We start from the raw sequence: 16,076 nt of genomic DNA on the forward strand, positions 1-16,076 counted from the left end.
CGTCGGCCTGCTCGGGCGCGTCCCCGGTCCGCAGGCCGCGCAGGGCGCGCAGCTGGAGGCGGAGCCGGTGCGGCCGGCGCCCGTGCGGGGGGCGGCGCCGGTGCCCGCGGCACCCGTCCCGCGGCCGGCGCCGCGGGAGCGGCCACCGCCCGTGCGGGCGACGACGGGCTCGGGGGCCGGAGCCGGCTCCACGAACGGCGCGGCCTCGCCGGCGAGCCGCTCCACGACCGCGTCGCCGGGGCGCACGGGCTGGGGGCGGGCGGTGATCTTCGCGGCACGCGTCAGGGCGCGCACGTCGGCCCGCTCCTCGGGCAGCACGAGGGTGACGACGTCGCCGCCGGCGCCGGCGCGGGCCGTGCGGCCGGAGCGGTGCAGGTACGCCTTGTGCTCGGCCGGCGGGTCGACGTGCACGACGAGGCCGACCTCGTCGACGTGGATGCCGCGCGCCGCGATGTCGGTGGCGACGAGGACGTTGACGCTCCCGGTGCTGAACGCCGCGAGGTTGCGCTCGCGCGCGCCCTGCCCGAGGTTGCCGTGCAGGTCCACGGCCGGGATGCCGGCCGCCGTGAGCTGCTTCGCGAGCTTCTTGGCCTGGTGCTTCGTGCGCAGGAAGAGCACGCGGCGGCCCGTGCCGCCGGCGAGCCGGTGCACGATCGCCTTCTTCGCGTCGGCGTCGCCCACCTCGAGGACGTGGTGCGTCATCGCCACGACGGGGGAGGACGCGCTGTCGACGGAGTGCTCGACCGGGTCCTTCAGGTACCGCTTGACGAGCACGTCCACGCCGTTGTCGAGCGTGGCGGAGAAGAGCAGGCGCTGCGTGCCGGCCGGCGTGCGGTCGAGGATCCGCTTCACGCCGGGCAGGAAGCCGAGGTCGGCCATGTGGTCGGCCTCGTCGAGGACCGTGACCTCGACGCCGTCGAGGGTGAGCAGGCGCTGGCCGAGGAGGTCCTCGAGGCGTCCGGGGCAGGCGACGAGCACGTCGACGCCCCGGTCGAGCGCGGCGACCTGGCGGGACTGCGCGACCCCGCCGAAGACCGTGGCGGTGGTGAGGCCGACCGCGGAGGCCAGGGGTGCGAGGACGGCGTCGATCTGGTTCGCGAGCTCACGGGTGGGGCAGAGCACGAGGGCGCGGGGGCGGCGGGCCTGGCGGCGGCTGCCGGACGCGGCGAGCCGGGCGACGACGGGCAGCGCGAAGGCGAGCGTCTTGCCCGAGCCCGTGCGGCCGCGGCCGAGGACGTCGCGGCCCGCGAGGGAGTCCGGGAGCGTCGCGGTCTGGATGGGGAACGGCTGCTCGATGCCGTCGGCCGCGAGGGTGCGGACGAGGGCTGCGGGCACGCCGAGGGTGGCGAACGAGGTCATGGAGAACCTTCCGAGGTCGAGGGTCGTGGTCCGCCGCCAGAGTCCAGACCCGCGGACGGTGCTCAGGGCACGACGTCCGACGGGGGCCGGGGGGTCTCCACGACGCGGGGCGCGCGGTGCTCGCGCTGCCCGGGGTGGCCCCAGGGTCTCACACGCACGGCGCGCGGGCCGCGTCCGACGACGTGGCCTGCGCCACGAATAGCCTGGTCGGCGTGAGCACGGGGGAGGGGCAGGGGGCCGGGCGGGACGCCGCGCCGGGCCCGGAGCGGGACACGGGCAACGGCGACTTCGAGTTCGAGCGCCGCTTCTGGGTGCGCGCCGTCCCGCCCGAGCTGCTCGACCCGCGGCCGACGCTCGTCGTGCAGAGCTACTTCCTCGCCTCCGAGGGCTACGCGCTCCGCGTGCGGGCCCAGGCCCCGTCCGTGGCGGTCGACGTCCCCGGCGGACGCACGGACCTGGCGCCCCGCGTGCTGCTCGAGCGCCACCTCGACGCGGTCGACCTGTGCACGGTGACGGTGAAGGGCCCCATGGTCGAGGGCACGCGGTACGAGGCGGAGCGCGAGCTCGACCCGTCCGTCGCCGTCGAGCTCGTGCGCCGCGGGGGCTCCGCCGTCGGCAAGTGGCGCCACTCCGCCTGGCTCGACGACGACGGCTGGGTGCTCGACGTGTTCGTGGGCGAGGACGCGCCCCTCGTCGTCGCGGAGGTGGAGCGCGGCGGGCCGGTCACGGACCTGACGATCCCGCCCTTCTGCGAGACCGAGGTGACCACGGACGCGCGCTTCGCCAACGAGACGCTGGCCCGGCGGCCCTACGGCACCTGGGGGCCGGCGTTCCTCGCGGAGCTCGCGCGCACGGGGCCGGCCTTCCTGTCCTCGCTGGGCCGCAACCGCCGGGGGACCGCGCCCGCCGGGTGAGGAGGCCCTCCGCGGGCTCCCTTCCCAGAAGTTGAAGCGTCAACTATCCTCGGGGTCGTCCCCGAGGAGGTCACCATGCCCACCGCCCCCACCCCCGGCTCCGGCGCCGCCGTCCGCACCCCGCTGCCGCACGCCCCCCGGCGCGACGCGATCGCCGACGCGACCGCGATGGACGCGGTCACGCTCTTCGTCGGCGACCTCGACCGCCAGCTGTGGTTCTACCGGGACGTGCTCGCGCTCGAGGTGCTCGAGGGTGGCACCGCGGCCACGGAGCGGGTGGCCGCCGGGGACCGACCCGACGTGGTCGTGCTCGGCCGCCGGGGCACGCCGCTGGTCGTGCTCCGGCACACCCCGGGCCTCCCGCCCGTCCGGCGTCGCGAGGCGGGCCTGTTCCACACGGCCCTGCTGTTCGACGACCGCGCCGGTCTCGCCGCGACCCTCGCGTCGGTGGCGCGGCTCGCGCCGCAGACCTACGTGGGGTCGGCCGACCACCTCGTCTCGCTCGCCTTCTACCTCACGGACCCCGAGGGCAACGGCGTCGAGCTGTACTGGGACCGCTCGCGCGAGGAGTGGCAGCGCACGCCCGAGGGCGGCGTCGTCATGGGCTCGCTGCGGCTGGACCCCACGGCGTTCCTCGACGAGCACCTCGCCGGGCGCCCCGGCGCGGTGCCGGCCGGCGGCGGCGCCGTCGTCGGGCACGTGCACCTGCAGGTCGGCGACGTGCCGACCGCCCGCGCCTTCTACGTGGACGCCCTGGGCTTCGACGTGACGGCCGAGTGGCACGGCGCGCTGTTCGTCTCGGCCGGCGGCTACCACCACCACCTGGCGATGAACACGTGGAACAGCGCCGGCGCGGGGCCGCGGGCCTCCTCGCTCGGCCTCGGCGAGGTGCGGATCACCGTGCCGGGCGCCGACGACCTCGGCGCGCTCGCCGACCGGGTCCGGCACGCCGGCGTCGTCGCCGTGCCCGAGGGGGCGAGCCTGCGGTTCGAGGACCCGTGGCGCAACGTCGTGCGGGTGGGCACGGCGGCCTGAGGCGCGCGCGCCCGGGTCCGGCACCTCCCGCGGGCGCCTCCCACGGGTGTCCCCGCCGGGCGGGGCCGGGCCGGTACGGTGCCCCTGTGACGGTCCCGGCAGCCCCGACGGTCCCCGCCGACCCCGACCTCCCCGGCTGGCGGCGGCCGTGCGCCACCCCGGGCGAGCGGCAGGCCGACCTCGTGCTCGCCGTGGTCATGGCGGTGGCGGCGACGCTGTCGATGGTGGTCTACCGGGCGGCGGGCATGTACCCCGAGCCCGCGGCCGGGCCCGTCTCCGTGGCGTGCCTGGCGCTCGTCACGCTGCCGCTGGCGGTGCGGCGCCGGTGGCCCTCGGCGGTCGCCGTCGCGGTCGGGCTCGGCTTCCTGCTCCTGGGCACCCTCCGGGTCCCGGAGGCGGTCATGAGCAACATCGCCCTGTTCATCGCCCTGTACACGGTCGGCGCCTGGGACACCTCCCGGCTGCGCGCCCTGTGGGTCCGCGCGGCCATCGTCCTGGCGATGTTCGTCTGGCTCGTCTGGGCGCTCTACGACGCCTCCGCGGAGGCCGCCGCCGAGGACGCGCCGCCAGGCGCCTCCGGGCCCTTCTCGCCGTTCGTCGCCGTCGTGCTCATCCAGCTCGTCACGAACGTGCTGTTCTTCGCCGGCGCCTGGTACTTCGGCGACCACGCCTGGCGCTCCGCCCGCGAGCGGGCGCGCACCGCGCTGCGGACCCAGCAGCTCCAGGCCGAGCGGGTCCGGGCGGAGGCGCAGGCCGTGACGATCGAGCGGCTGCGGCTCGCGCGCGAGCTCCACGACGCGGTCGCCCACCACGTGTCCCTCATGGGCGTCGGGGCGGCGGCCGCCCGCACCGTGCTGGCCAGCGACCCCGTCCGTGCGGGCGCCGCGCTGGAGGGCGTCGAGCACGCGGCCCGGGAGGCCCTCGACGAGCTGCACGGCCTCCTGCGCACGCTGCGGCACGACGACGCCGGCGACGCCGCCGCCCCCGACGAGGCGCTGTCCTCCCTCGGCGTCGACCGCGTCGCCACGCTCGTGGACGAGGCGGTGGCCTCCGGGCTGGGCGCCTCGTTCGAGGTCGTCGGGCAGCCGCGGCCCGTGCCGACCACCGCCTCCCTCAACCTGTACCGCATCGCGCAGGAGGCGCTGACCAACGTGCGCAAGCACGCCGGCCCCGCCGCGACCGCCGACGTGCGGCTGCGGTGGCTGGAGGACGCCGTCGAGCTCGAGGTGTCCGACGACGGCCGCGGGCCGCGGCGGGCCGGCCCCCTCGGGCGCCCCGGGGCCGGCGGGCTGGGGCTCGTCGGGATGCACGAGCGGGTGGCGGCCGACGGGGGCGAGCTGCACCTCGGCGCGCGCCGTGGCGGCGGCTTCGTCGTGCGGGCGCGGGTGCCCCTGGCGCCGGCGGACGGCCTGCCCGTCCCCGTCCGGACCGGCGCGGACGGGGTGCCGGGTGCGGCCGGAGCCGTGGGAGGCGTCGGAGCCGCCGGAGCGGCCGGAGCGGCGGGTGCGGCCGCCGACGGGCCCGACGCGACGGACGTCGCGACAGGGCCCGCGGGCCGGACGGCCGTCGCGCCGGGCGCCGCGCGGTGAGCGCGCCCACCGCCGACGGCCGGGCCGCTGCCGGGGACGCCCCCGTGCGGGTCGTGCTCGTCGACGACCAGGCCCTCCTGCGAGCCGGCATCGCCATCATCCTCGGGGCGGAGCCGGGCATCGAGGTCGTGGGGGAGGCCGCCTCCGGCGCGGAGGCGATCGACCTGGTGCGCCGCCTCCGGCCGGACGTCGTCTGCATGGACGTGCAGATGCCCGGGATGGACGGGCTCGAGGCGACGCGACGGCTCGTCGCCGACCCCGACGTCCACGCCGGCGTCCTCGTGCTCACCACCTTCCAGCGCGAGGACTACCTCGTCGCGGCGCTCGCGGCCGGGGCGAGCGGGTTCCTCCTGAAGAACGCGCGGCCCGAGGGCCTCGTCGCGGCCGTGCGCGCCGTCGCGGCCGGCGACGCGCTGCTCTCGCCCGAGGTGACGCGGGCCGTCATCGAGCGGGCCGTCGCGGGCGGCCTGCTGGGCACGGCGGCCGCGGGCACGGCGACCGGTGTCCCCGCCGGGACGCCCGCCGCCGCACCTCCCGCACCTCCCGCGGCTCCTGCGCCCTCCGCGCCTCCCGGGGCGGCCGCGCACCGCACCGGGTCGGCCGGCGCGAACGGCGCCACGGGTGCGCTCGCCGCGCTCACGGAGCGCGAGCTGGAGGTGCTGGGGCTCGTCGCGCGGGGGATGTCGAACGACGAGGTCGCCGCCGCGCTCGTCCTGGGCCGCGCGACGGTGAAGACGCACGTGTCGAACGTGCTCATGAAGCTCGGGCTGCGCGACCGGGTCCAGGCCGTGGTGTTCGCGCACGAGCACGGCCTCGTCGGACGCTGACGCGCCCGGGGACCCCGTGCGGCCGGATCCGTCCGGCCGCCCGCGGGGTGTCCTCCGCCGGAGGGCGGAGGCGCCGGGCCCGCGGCGCGCCGTGAGGATCCGCCGCCCGCCGGATCCGCGGACGGGGCGCCCCGCCCTAGCGTCGTGACCACGGGCCGGACCCACCGGGCGGCCCGCGGACGAGGCGAGGAGGTGCGGGGTGCTGCGGCTGGAGGGTGTGAGCCGGCGCTTCGGCGACCGGCAGGTGCTGACGGACGTCGGGTTCGACGTCCACCGGGGACGGCTGACGGGCTTCGTCGGCGGCAACGGCGCGGGCAAGACGACGACGATGCGGATCGTCCTGGGCGTGCTCGCCGCGGACGCGGGGAGCGTCACCCTCGACGGCACCCCGCTGGACGCGGCCCGCCGGCGGCGCTTCGGCTACATGCCGGAGGAGCGCGGCCTCTACCCGAAGATGAAGGTCGCGGAGCAGCTGACCTACCTGGCGCGGCTGCACGGCTGGTCGAAGGAGGCCGCCGCGCGGCGGACCGCGGACCTGCTCGAGCGCCTCGGCCTGGCCGAGCGCGCCGGCGACGCGGTCGAGCAGCTGTCGCTGGGCAACCAGCAGCGGGCGCAGATCGCCGCCGCCCTCGTGCACGGGCCGGAGGTGCTGGTCCTCGACGAGCCCTTCTCCGGGCTGGACCCGCTCGCGGTCGACGTGGTCCTCGCGGTCCTCGCCGAGACCGCCGCCGGCGGCGTGCCCGTGCTGTTCTCCTCGCACCAGCTCGACCTCGTCGAGCGGCTGTGCGACGACATGGTCATCATCGCCGGCGGCCGCATCAGCGCGGCCGGCGGCCGGACGGAGCTGCGCGACCGCTTCGGGACCCGCCGCCACGAGATCGTCGCCGGTAGCGACGTGGGATGGCTGCGCGGCGTGCCCGGGGTGCGGGTCGTCGAGTTCTCCGGCGGCTCCGCGCTCTTCGAGGCCGACGACGAGGCCGTCGTCCAGGGGGTCCTGCGGACGGCCCTGGAGCACGGTCCGGTCACCACCTTCGCCCCCGTCGTGCCGACGCTGGGGGAGATCTTCCGCGAGGTCGTCGCGGGGCCGCAGGGGGGCCCCGCGGACGACGGCGCGGCGGGCGCGGCGGACGGGGGCCGCCCGCCCGGCGCGGCCGCCGACCCCGGCGCCGTCACCGTCCCCGGCGCGACCTCCCGCACCACCCCGACCGAGCGCCTGCAGGAGGTGCGGCGATGAGCACGACGACACCGTCCACGACCCCCGCCGCCCGCCCCGGCGGGTCGGAGCACCCGGCCCCGCCCTCGGCGGTCTCCCTCGTCGGCCTCGTCGCCGAGCGGGAGGTCCTCGCGCAGGTGCGGAGCAGGTCCTTCGTCATCTCCACGGCGGTCCTGCTCCTCGTCGTGCTCGCCGGCACGATCCTGCCGTCCCTCGTCGGCGACCTCTTCTCGGGGGGCGGCACGCGGGTCGCGGTCGTCGGCGACGCCGGCGCGGGCCTGCGCGCGGCGGCCGACGGCGAGGGCGGGCTGGAGCTCGTGGACGCGGCGGACGTCGACGCGGCCCGGGCCCTCGTCGAGGACGAGTCCGTCGACGCGGCCGTCGTGCCCGCCGACGACGCCCTCGGCGCCCGGGTCATCGCCCGGACGTCGGCGCCGGAGTCGGTCGTCGCCGCGCTGCAGGTCAGCCCCGAGGTGGAGCTCACCGACCCGGACGCGACGCCGGAGGCGCTGCGCTTCCTCGTGCCCTTCGCCTTCGGCCTCGTCTTCTTCATGGCGGCGCTCGGCTCGGGCACGATGATCGCCCAGAACACCGTGCAGGAGAAGCAGACGCGGGTCGTCGAGATCCTCCTGGCGGCGGTGCCGGCCCGGCTGCTCATGGCGGGCAAGATCCTCGGCAACGCGGTCGTCGCGATCGGGCAGGTCGCGGCCATCGGGGCGGCGGCCGTCATCGGCCTCGTGGTCTCGGGGCAGGACGAGCTGCTCGGCCTCGTCGGGGCGCCCGTGGCGTGGTTCGTCGGGTTCTTCCTGCTCGGGTTCCTGCTGCTCGCGGCGATCTTCGCGGCGTCCGCCTCGCTCGTCTCGCGGGTCGAGGACGTGGGCTCGGTGCTCCAGCCGGCGACGTGGCTGGTGATGCTGCCGTACTTCGGCGTCATCTTCCTCAGCGCGAACCCCACCGCCATGACGGTGATGTCCTACATCCCCGTGAGCGCGCCCGTCGCGATGCCCGTCCGGCTGTTCTTCGGCGACGCGGCCGCCTGGGAGCCGCTCGTGGCGCTGGTGGTCCTGCTCGTCTCGGCGCTGCTCGTCATCGCCCTGGCGGCGCGGGTCTACACCCGCTCCCTGCTGCGGACGGGCCAGCGGGTCCGGCTCCGCACGGCGCTCGGCCGGGACTGACCCCGGGACGGGCGGGCACGCACGACGAGGGGCGCCGGACCGCGCAGGTCCGGCGCCCCTCGTCGTCGTCGGCCCCTCGGGCCCGCGGGGTCCCCGTCAGTCGACGAGCACCCCGTGGTCCGCCGGCACGCGCTCGCCCTCGTGCACCGGACCGGGCGGGGTGCCGTCGCCGAACGGCCGCCCGCCGAGCCCCTCGCGCCGGTGCGGCGTCAGCCACCCCGACAGGTCCGGCCCGGCCGGCACCACGCCGGAGGGGTTCAGGTCCCGGTGCACCTCGTGGTAGTGCCGCTTGATCTGCACGAAGTCGACGGTGTCGCCGAACCCCGGCGTCTGGAACAGGTCGCGGGCGTAGGCCCACAGCACCGGCATCTCCGAGAGCTTCTGGCGGTTGCACTTGAAGTGGCCGTGGTAGACGGCGTCGAAGCGCACGAGCGTCGTGAAGAGGCGGACGTCGGCCTCCGTGATCGTGTCGCCGACGAGGTAGCGCCGCCGGGCCAGGCGGTCGGACACCGCGTCGAGGCGGGCGAACAGCCGGTGGTAGGCACGCTCGTAGGAGCGCTGGTCCCCGGCGAAGCCCGCGCGGTAGACCCCGTTGTTGACGTCCTGGTAGATGCCCTCGGCGACGTCGTCGATCTCCTCGCGCAGGCCCTCGGGGTACAGGTCGGGCGCGCCGTCGCGGTGGAAGGCCGTCCACTGCGTCGACAGGTCGAGCGTGATCCGCGCGAAGTCGTTCGTGACGACCTGCCCGGTCGGCACGTCGACGATCGCCGGCACGGTGATGCCGCGGGGGTACTCCGGGTCGCGCGCGAAGTACGCGTCCTGGAGCCGCTCGATGCCGAGCACGGGGTCCACCCCGCCGGGGTCGAGGTCGAACGTCCACGAGCGCTCGTCGTGCACGGGGCCGCACTGGCCCATGGACAGCGCGTCCTCCAGGCCCAGCAGGCGCCGCACGATGATGGCCCGGTTGGCCCAGGGGCAGGCGCGGGCGACGACGAGCCGGTAGCGACCCGCCTCGACGGGCCAGCCCTCGGCGCCGTCGGCGGTGATGCGGGTGGTGAGGTAGCGGGTGTCGCGGGCGTACTCCTGCCCGGGGGTGCGGTACACGCCGGGGGTCGCGTGGGGGTCCCGGTCCGCCCCGTCGGGGGCGGTCGAGCCGGAGGCGCCTGTGTCGCTGTCGGTCATGCCCCGATCCTGCGCGCCCGACCCCCCGGACGCGAGCCCCCGCCCCGCGTCGGGACACGGACCACCCGTGCGCCGCGCCGGTCACGGCCCGGGCCGACCCTGCGCAGCGTCCCGCGCGCCGTCGTAGCCTGCGGGCATGACCCCTCCCGTGCGCATCGGCGTCCAGGTCCAGCCCCAGCACGCCGACTACGCCCAGATCCGTGACGCGGTCCTGCGGTCCGAGGACCTGGGCGTCGACGTCGTCTTCAACTGGGACCACTTCTACCCGCTGTACGGCGACCCGGACGGCAAGCACTTCGAGTGCTGGACGATGCTCGGCGCGTGGGCGGAGCAGACGGAGCGCGTCGAGATCGGGGCGCTCGTCACCTGCAACTCCTACCGCAACCCCGACCTGCTGGCGGACATGGCCCGCACGGTCGACCACATCAGCGGCGGGCGGCTGGTCCTCGGCATCGGGGCCGGCTGGTTCGAGAAGGACTACGACAGCTTCGGGTACGAGTTCGGTACGGCCGGCTCGCGCATCGCCGACCTGGGGCAGGCGCTGCCGCGCATCACGGCGCGGCTCGCCGCCGGCAACCCCGCGCCCACGCGGAAGATCCCCGTCCTCATCGGCGGTGGCGGCGAGCGCAAGACCCTGCGCCTCGTCGCGGAGCACGCGGACGTCTGGCACGGCTTCGGCGACGCGGCGACCATCGCCCGCAAGAGCGCGATCCTCGACGAGCACGGCCGCGAGGTCGGGCGCGACACCGCGTCCCTCGTCGAGCGGTCGGCCGGCGTCGACGCGCCGCCGGAGGACGTGGCCGACGCCCTCCTCGAGGCGGGCGTCACGCTCTTCACCGTCGGGGTCGGCGGGCCGGACTACGACCTCGGGCTCGTGGAGCGGTGGGTGCGCTGGCGCGACGACCGGCGGTGACCCCCTCCGGCCCGGCGGCCGGGCCGCGTCGTCCCCGGTGGCTGCGGCCCGGGGCGCCCGACGCCCCGTGGAACCGTCCCCTGCACCTGCCCCGGTGGCGGCGGCGGTCGGTGGCGCGGGCGGTCGCCGCGGTGCTGCTCGGGACGGTGGTGGCGCTCGTCGTCGGCGTGACGACCGCCCGCACGGAGGCGAGCTTCGGGCCGCACCGCACGCAGTACGCGGTGACGGTGGACGGCACCGTCAGCGTCGACCTGGGTCCCCTCGGCGCCCTCGTGCTCGACTCGCCGGTCCCCGTGCTCGGCGTCCACGCGGTCGTCCAGGAGATCCCCGCGGACCTCGACGAGGTCGACCCCGCGACGACCCTGGCGTCCCTGAGCGAGGACGCGCAGCGCTACGTGCAGTTCTTCAGCGCGCCCCAGGGCGAGGTGGAGGAGGTGGTGCGGGGGCTCGTCGTCGACGCCCTGCGCCGGGCCGCGGCCGTGCTCGTCGTCCTGGCCCTGCTCGCGCTCGGCCTGCGCGCCCTGCTCGGCGCGGACCGGCGGCGCGCCCTGGCGGGACGCGTCGCGGAGCGGCGACGGGCCTGGGGCGGCGGGCTCCTCGTCGCCCTGCTCGTGCTCGCGGCGGTCCCGGCGAGCTCGCGGGCGGGCACCCGGGCGACGACGAGCGCGCCCGTCGCGTCCGCGGTCTTCGCCGGGACGCCGCTGGAGGGCGCCCGCGTGACGGGACGTCTGGGCGGCGTGATCGACACCCTGGGGCGGCTGGTGGCCGACGCGTACCGGGAGAACGAGGCGTTCTACGCGGGGGCCGACGACGCGCTCGTCGTCGCCTGGGAGGGCGCGGAGCGGCGGGACGCCGCGGCGCGGGCCGCCGTGGCGGCGGCCGCGGTGGCGGGGGAGGGCGCCGCGCTGGACGGCGGGTCGGACGCCGGGTCGGACGCCGGGCCGGGCCGCGACCCCGGTCCGGACGGCGGGGAGGACGCGGGTGCGGCGACCGCCCCCACCGCCGGCGTTCCGGCGGCCGTCGGGGAGGACGGGGGCGGCCCGGCGTCGTCGCCGACGCCCGGGCGGACCGCGGCGGCCGCTCCGGCGGAGCCCGTGACGGTGGTCGTCGTGTCGGACCTGCACTGCAACGTCGGGATGGCGCCGGTGATCTCGACGCTCGTGCGCCTCAGCGGCGCGGACCTCGTGCTGGACGCCGGGGACACGACGGTCGACGGCACGGCCGTCGAGGACTACTGCGTGCGCACCTTCGCGCGGGCCGTGCCCGAGGGCGTGCCCCTGGTGACCTCGCCGGGCAACCACGACTCGGCGACGACGAGCGCCACCTACGCCCGGTCGGGCGCCACCGTCCTCGACGGCGGGGTCGTCGAGGTCGCGGGCCTGCGCGTCCTCGGCGACCACGACCCGGCCGAGACCCGCATCGGCGCCGGCGGCACCGCCCTGCGCGAGCCGATCGCCGACGTGCGGGAGCGGTTGGCGACCACCGCGTGCGAGGACGCGGAGGGCGTGGACCTGCTGCTCGTCCACACGCCCGCGGTGGGCGACGACGTGCTCGCGGACGGGTGCGCGCCCGCACAGGTGTCGGGCCACCTGCACACCCGCCAGGGACCCGCCGTCCTCGGTGGTGGCGTGCGGTACGTGTCCTCGTCGACGGCGGGTGCGAGCCTCGGGCAGCCGACGATCGGCCCCCTGCGCGGCACCGCCGAGCTCACGGTGCTCACCTGGGACCCCGCCACGCGCCTCTTCCGCGACCTGCGCGTCGTGGAGGTGACGCCGGACGGCGCCGTCACCGTCCCGGACCGCGTGCCGTGGCCGGCCCTGCCCCCGGTCGACGAGCCCCCGGTCGACGAGCCCCCGGTCGACGAGCCCGCCCCCTGACCCTCGCGGGTCCCGTCGTCCGGCGCCGCGCGCGCTACGGGCCCCACCCGCCCTCGGGCTCGGCCATGTGGACGACCTCCCACACGTGCCCGTCGGGGTCGGCGACCGCGCGCCCGTACATCCCGTCGCCCTCCTGGGTGTCGCGGTACTCGTGGCCGCCGTGCGCGAGCGCCCGTGCGACGAAGGTGTCGACCTCCTCGCGGGAGTCGGCCGAGAGGGCGTGCAGCACCTGCGTCACCCGGTGCGCGTCCGCGACCTCCCCGGTGACGAAGCCCGCGAACCGCTCCCGCGTCATGAGCATCGCCACGATGGTGCCGGACAGGACGACGGACGCGGTCGTCTCGTCGGAGAAGGCCTCGTTGATGCGGAACCCGAGGCCCGTGTAGAAGGCGCGGGAGGTCTCCAGGTCCGCCACGGGCAGGTTGACGACGATCATCCGGGGCACAGGGGCCGCCCTCCGGTCGGCCGCCCGTCCCCGGGCGGCGGTCGCAGCGTCCGGCGGGTGCCGGCGGCGGTGCAGACCGCGGCGTCGCCCCGGACTCATCGCGGCGGCCCCGCGCCGCGGTCCTCGGGCCCCCGACCTGCGTGGAGGCACCTCGGGGCGCGAAAGGCCTGTGCCGTGTCGGACCCCGTTGCTACGGTCGCCGGGTGACCATGACGACGTCCGAGGTGGACTTCCGCACCGCTGTCGAGCCGTTGCGTCGTGAGCTCCTGGCGCACTGCTACCGCATGACCGGCTCCGTGCACGACGCGGAGGACCTCCTGCAGGAGACCTACCTGCGCGCCTGGCGCGCCATGCGGGGCTTCGAGCACCGCTCGTCGCTGCGGACGTGGATGTTCCGCATCGCGACCAACGCCTGCCTGACCCACCTCGAGGGGCGCAAGCGACGTCCGCTGCCGGCGGGCATCGGCGCCCCGGCCGACCCGGTGCACCAGCCCCTGCCGGACCACGGGGTGCCGTGGCTCGAGCCCCTGCCGGACCGCCTCGTCCTGGCCGAGGCGCCGTCGGACCCCGCGGAGGACGCGGTCCGCCGCGACTCCGTGCGGCTGGCCTTCGTCGCGGCGCTGCAGCACCTCACCGCGCAGCAGCGGGCGGTCCTGCTGCTGCGGGAGGTCCTCGCGTGGAGCGCCGCCGAGGTCGCGGAGGCCCTGGACCTCACCGTCGCCGGCGTGAACTCCACCCTGCAGCGCGCGCGGGCGCAGATGGCGCGCCTGGACACCGACGCCCCGCCGGCGCCGCTCGACGACCGCACCCGCGCCCTCCTCGAGCGCTACGTGGCGGCCTTCGAGAGCTACGACGTCGCCGCGATCGTGGAGCTGCTCGCCGCCGATGTCGTGTGGGACATGCCGCCGTACCCGTCCTGGTACCAGGGTCCTGAGGCGGTGGGCCGGCTCATCGCCACGTGGTGCCCGGCCTCGGGCCCGGGCAGCATGCGGCTCGTCGCGACCTCCGCCAACGGCCTGCCCGCGTACGCGCTGTACATGCAGGGGGAGGACGGCGTCCACCGCGCCTTCCACGTGCAGCAGGTCACCCCGGGTCCCGACGGCGTGCGCCGGGTCACCGCGTACTTCGGGCCCGAGCTCTTCGCGCACTTCGGCCTGCCGGAGGTCCTCCTGGACGCCCCCGCGTGACCGCACCGCCCCCCGGTGCCCCGGGCCCGCCGCCCGGTCCCGAGCCACGGGCGCCGGCCGGGCGGGCGACCGCACCGACGCCGGCCGGGGCGAGCGCCGGACCGGCGGGCGGCGTCGCGGGCGCCGGCCTGAGCCCCGTGTGGGAGGACTACCTCAAGGTCGTCTGGTCGGCGCAGGAGTGGTCCGACCGGCCCGTGACCACGAAGATGCTCGCCGCCCGGCTCGGCGTGGCGCCCTCGACGGTGTCCGAGACGGTCCGCCGGCTGTCGGACGCCGGCCTGCTGAGCCACGCCCCCTACGGCGCGGTCGGCCTGACGGGCGAGGGCCGGCGCCACGCCGTCGCGGTGGTCCGTCGTCACCGCCTCATCGAGACCTTCCTCGTCGAGGTGCTCGGGTACGGGTGGGACGAGGTGCACGACGAGGCCGAGGTGCTCGAGCACGCCGTGAGCGCGCGCTTCGTCGACGCCGTCGACCGCCGCCTCGGGCGCCCGACGCGCGACCCGCACGGCGACCCCATCCCCGACGCGGCCGGTGCCGTCCACCTGCCGCCGGCGGTCCCCGCCTGGGACGCCCCGGCCGGCGCGCACGTCGTCGCGCGGATCTCCGACGCCGACCCCGGCCTGCTGCGGTGGCTGGAGGGCGTGGGCCTCGTCCTCGACGCCCCCGTGCGCGTCCACGCCGGCACGGACGCCGCCGACGTGCGCCGGCTGGAGCCCGCCGGCCGGGCGGCCGTCGACCTGGGCCGTGCCGCCGCCGACGCGATCTGGCTCACCCCGGCGCGCGCCTGACACCCGGCCGGCGGTCCTCTACGCTCTCCCCATCCCCGAAGGTGTCGACGGTGCTCCGCCGGGACGGGTCGAATCGTTTCGACCCGGCGACCGTCCCGAGGTCGCGTCCGCTCCCGCGGCCGTGGCCGCGCCCGAGAGGAGCCCCGTGCCGACCAGCCCGGCGCAGTCCAGCCCTGCTCCGTCCAGCCCTGCTCCGTCCGGCCCCGCTCCGTCCGGCCCTGTCCGAGCCGGCTCCGCCCCGTCCGGCGCCGGCTCGCCGGAGGCCGCCGTGCCCCTGCACGAGCGGCTGAGCCCGTTCCGGGTGCGCGTCGCGCTCGTCGCGCTCGCGCTCGGCGGCTTCAGCATCGGCACCACGGAGTTCGCGACGATGGGGCTGCTGCCCGAGATCGCGACGGACCTCGACCTCACCATCCCCGGCGTCGGCCACGCCATCACGGCGTACGCGCTGGGCGTCGTCGTCGGGGCCCCGACCATCACCGCGCTCGCGGCGCGGGTGGACCGCCGCCGGCTCCTGCTGCTCCTCATGGTGGCCTTCGTCGTCGGCAACGTCGGGTCGGCCTTCGCCACGGACGGCACGACGCTCGTCGCGGCGCGCTTCGTCGCCGGGCTGCCCCACGGCGCCTTCTTCGGCGTCGGCGCGGTGCTCGGCACGGCGGTCGTCGGGCGGGCGCGGCGGGGGCAGGCCGTCGCGGCGATGATGACCGGGCTGACGCTCGCCTGCGCGGCCGGCGTCCCGCTCGCGGCGGTCGTCGGCACGGCCGTCGGGTGGCGCTGGTCGTTCGTCGGCGTCGGGCTGCTCGGGCTGGCCACGCTCGCGGCCCTGGCGCTCTGGGCGCCGTCCCTGCCCGCGGCGCCCGGCGCCACCGTCCGCGGCGAGCTCGGCGCCCTGCGCAGCCGCCCGCTGTGGGTCGCGGTCGGCGGCGGGGCCGTCGGCTTCGGCGGCATGTTCGCCGTGTACTCCTACGTCAAGCCGCTGCTCACCGACGTCACGGGTCTCGACGTGGGCACGGTGCCGCTCGTGCTCGCGCTCTTCGGGATCGGCATGACGGTCGGCACCGTGCTCGGCGGGCGGCTGGCGGACCGCTCCGTCCTGGCCACCGTGCTGTCCGGGATGGTCGCCACGGCGGCGGTGCTCGTCGTCCTGGCCCTCGTGGCGACCCGGCCCGTCCCGGCCGTCGCGGCGCTGGTCGCGCTGGGCGTGGTGACCCAGGTGCTCGGGCTCGCGCTGCAGACGCGGCTCATGGACCTCGCGCCCGCCGCGCCCTCGCTCGGCGCCGCGCTGTGCCACTCGGCGCTCAACGTCGGCAACGCCGGCGGGGCCTGGGCCGGGGGCCTCGTCATCGCCGCGGGCCTGGGCTACGTCGCCCCGGCCTGGGTCGGCGCGGCCGTCACGCTCGTCGGCCTCGTCGTGCTCCTCGTCGCCGGCCGGACGCCCGCGCCGCGCGTGCCGGACGGGACGCCCGCCGAGCCACTCCCCCCGCGCGGGCAGGCCGCCGTCGCCGGCCCGCCCGCCGCGGCGGAGCCCGTCCCCGCGGGACGCGCCCGCGGCTGACGGCCGCCCCGCCCCGGGCG

At 77.4% G+C, this 16,076-nt stretch carries 13 protein-coding genes and 1 pseudogene; 11 read left to right on the forward strand and 3 right to left on the reverse strand.

Annotation, left to right across the window (positions count from 1 at the left end):
- Positions 1–1,359 (reverse strand): DEAD/DEAH box helicase (locus EJA20_RS15785; RefSeq protein WP_164984017.1); only part of this gene is annotated, 1,359 nt, incomplete at its 3' end.
- A 212-nt stretch (positions 1,360–1,571) separates the two neighbouring features.
- Between EJA20_RS15785 and EJA20_RS15790 the strand changes: the two genes are divergently transcribed.
- The 6 genes and pseudogenes from EJA20_RS15790 (at position 1,572) to EJA20_RS15815 (ending at position 8,112) form a co-directional block, all read left to right on the forward strand.
- Positions 1,572–2,273, forward strand: a complete 702-nt coding sequence (locus EJA20_RS15790; RefSeq protein WP_240675562.1) for a CYTH domain-containing protein — start codon at positions 1,572–1,574, stop codon at positions 2,271–2,273.
- Positions 2,274–2,348: 75 nt separating this feature from the next.
- Complete coding sequence (locus EJA20_RS15795; RefSeq protein ID WP_129339508.1) at positions 2,349–3,308, forward strand: VOC family protein; 960 nt, start codon at positions 2,349–2,351, stop codon at positions 3,306–3,308.
- Between the two features lie 86 nt (positions 3,309–3,394).
- Positions 3,395–4,897, forward strand: coding sequence for a sensor histidine kinase (locus EJA20_RS15800; protein WP_240675563.1), 1,503 nt, complete (start codon positions 3,395–3,397; stop codon positions 4,895–4,897).
- The gene (locus tag EJA20_RS15805; protein ID WP_129339509.1) at positions 4,894–5,724 is read left to right on the forward strand and encodes a response regulator; all 831 of its coding nucleotides are present in this window, start codon (positions 4,894–4,896) and stop codon (positions 5,722–5,724) included. Before EJA20_RS15800 ends, EJA20_RS15805 begins: the two co-directional genes overlap by 4 nt.
- A gap of 199 nt (positions 5,725–5,923) precedes the next feature.
- Positions 5,924–6,802, forward strand: a pseudogene (locus EJA20_RS15810) (ABC transporter ATP-binding protein); the annotation flags it as partial.
- A gap of 152 nt (positions 6,803–6,954) precedes the next feature.
- Entirely contained in the window at positions 6,955–8,112 is a 1,158-nt protein-coding gene (locus EJA20_RS15815) for an ABC transporter permease (RefSeq protein ID WP_129339511.1), read from the forward strand.
- A 96-nt stretch (positions 8,113–8,208) separates the two neighbouring features.
- Here EJA20_RS15815 and EJA20_RS15820 read toward each other — a convergent pair whose 3' ends face one another.
- Entirely contained in the window at positions 8,209–9,294 is a 1,086-nt protein-coding gene (locus EJA20_RS15820) for a glutathione S-transferase family protein (RefSeq protein ID WP_129339512.1), read from the reverse strand.
- A 136-nt stretch (positions 9,295–9,430) separates the two neighbouring features.
- Here EJA20_RS15820 and EJA20_RS15825 point away from each other — a divergent pair, with 136 nt between their 5' ends.
- Both EJA20_RS15825 and EJA20_RS15830 read left to right on the forward strand, forming a co-directional pair.
- The gene (locus EJA20_RS15825; protein ID WP_129339513.1) at positions 9,431–10,207 is read left to right on the forward strand and encodes an LLM class F420-dependent oxidoreductase; all 777 of its coding nucleotides are present in this window, start codon (positions 9,431–9,433) and stop codon (positions 10,205–10,207) included.
- On the forward strand, positions 10,204–12,084 hold the full coding sequence (locus EJA20_RS15830) for a metallophosphoesterase family protein (RefSeq protein ID WP_240675564.1): 1,881 nt from the start codon (positions 10,204–10,206) through the stop codon (positions 12,082–12,084). Before EJA20_RS15825 ends, EJA20_RS15830 begins: the two co-directional genes overlap by 4 nt.
- Positions 12,085–12,118: 34 nt before the next feature.
- Here EJA20_RS15830 and EJA20_RS15835 read toward each other — a convergent pair whose 3' ends face one another.
- Positions 12,119–12,520 (reverse strand): VOC family protein, encoded by a 402-nt coding sequence (locus EJA20_RS15835; RefSeq protein ID WP_240675566.1) that lies wholly within the window; start codon positions 12,518–12,520, stop codon positions 12,119–12,121.
- Between the two features lie 218 nt (positions 12,521–12,738).
- Here EJA20_RS15835 and EJA20_RS15840 point away from each other — a divergent pair, with 218 nt between their 5' ends.
- The 3 genes from EJA20_RS15840 to EJA20_RS15850 all read left to right on the forward strand — a co-directional run bounded on the left by EJA20_RS15840 (position 12,739) and on the right by EJA20_RS15850 (position 16,056).
- A complete protein-coding gene (locus tag EJA20_RS15840; RefSeq protein ID WP_129339519.1) occupies positions 12,739–13,716 on the forward strand; it encodes a sigma-70 family RNA polymerase sigma factor in 978 nt (325 codons plus the stop codon).
- Positions 13,717–13,844: 128 nt separating this feature from the next.
- On the forward strand, positions 13,845–14,504 hold the full coding sequence (locus EJA20_RS15845; RefSeq protein WP_240675567.1) for a metal-dependent transcriptional regulator: 660 nt from the start codon (positions 13,845–13,847) through the stop codon (positions 14,502–14,504).
- Between the two features lie 268 nt (positions 14,505–14,772).
- Positions 14,773–16,056, forward strand: coding sequence for an MFS transporter (locus EJA20_RS15850; protein WP_240675565.1), 1,284 nt, complete (start codon positions 14,773–14,775; stop codon positions 16,054–16,056).
- The last annotated feature ends 20 nt before the right edge of the window (positions 16,057–16,076 follow it).

The organism is Cellulomonas endophytica, from assembly GCF_004123805.1.
GTDB classification, from domain to species: Bacteria; Actinomycetota; Actinomycetes; order Actinomycetales; family Cellulomonadaceae; genus Cellulomonas; species Cellulomonas endophytica.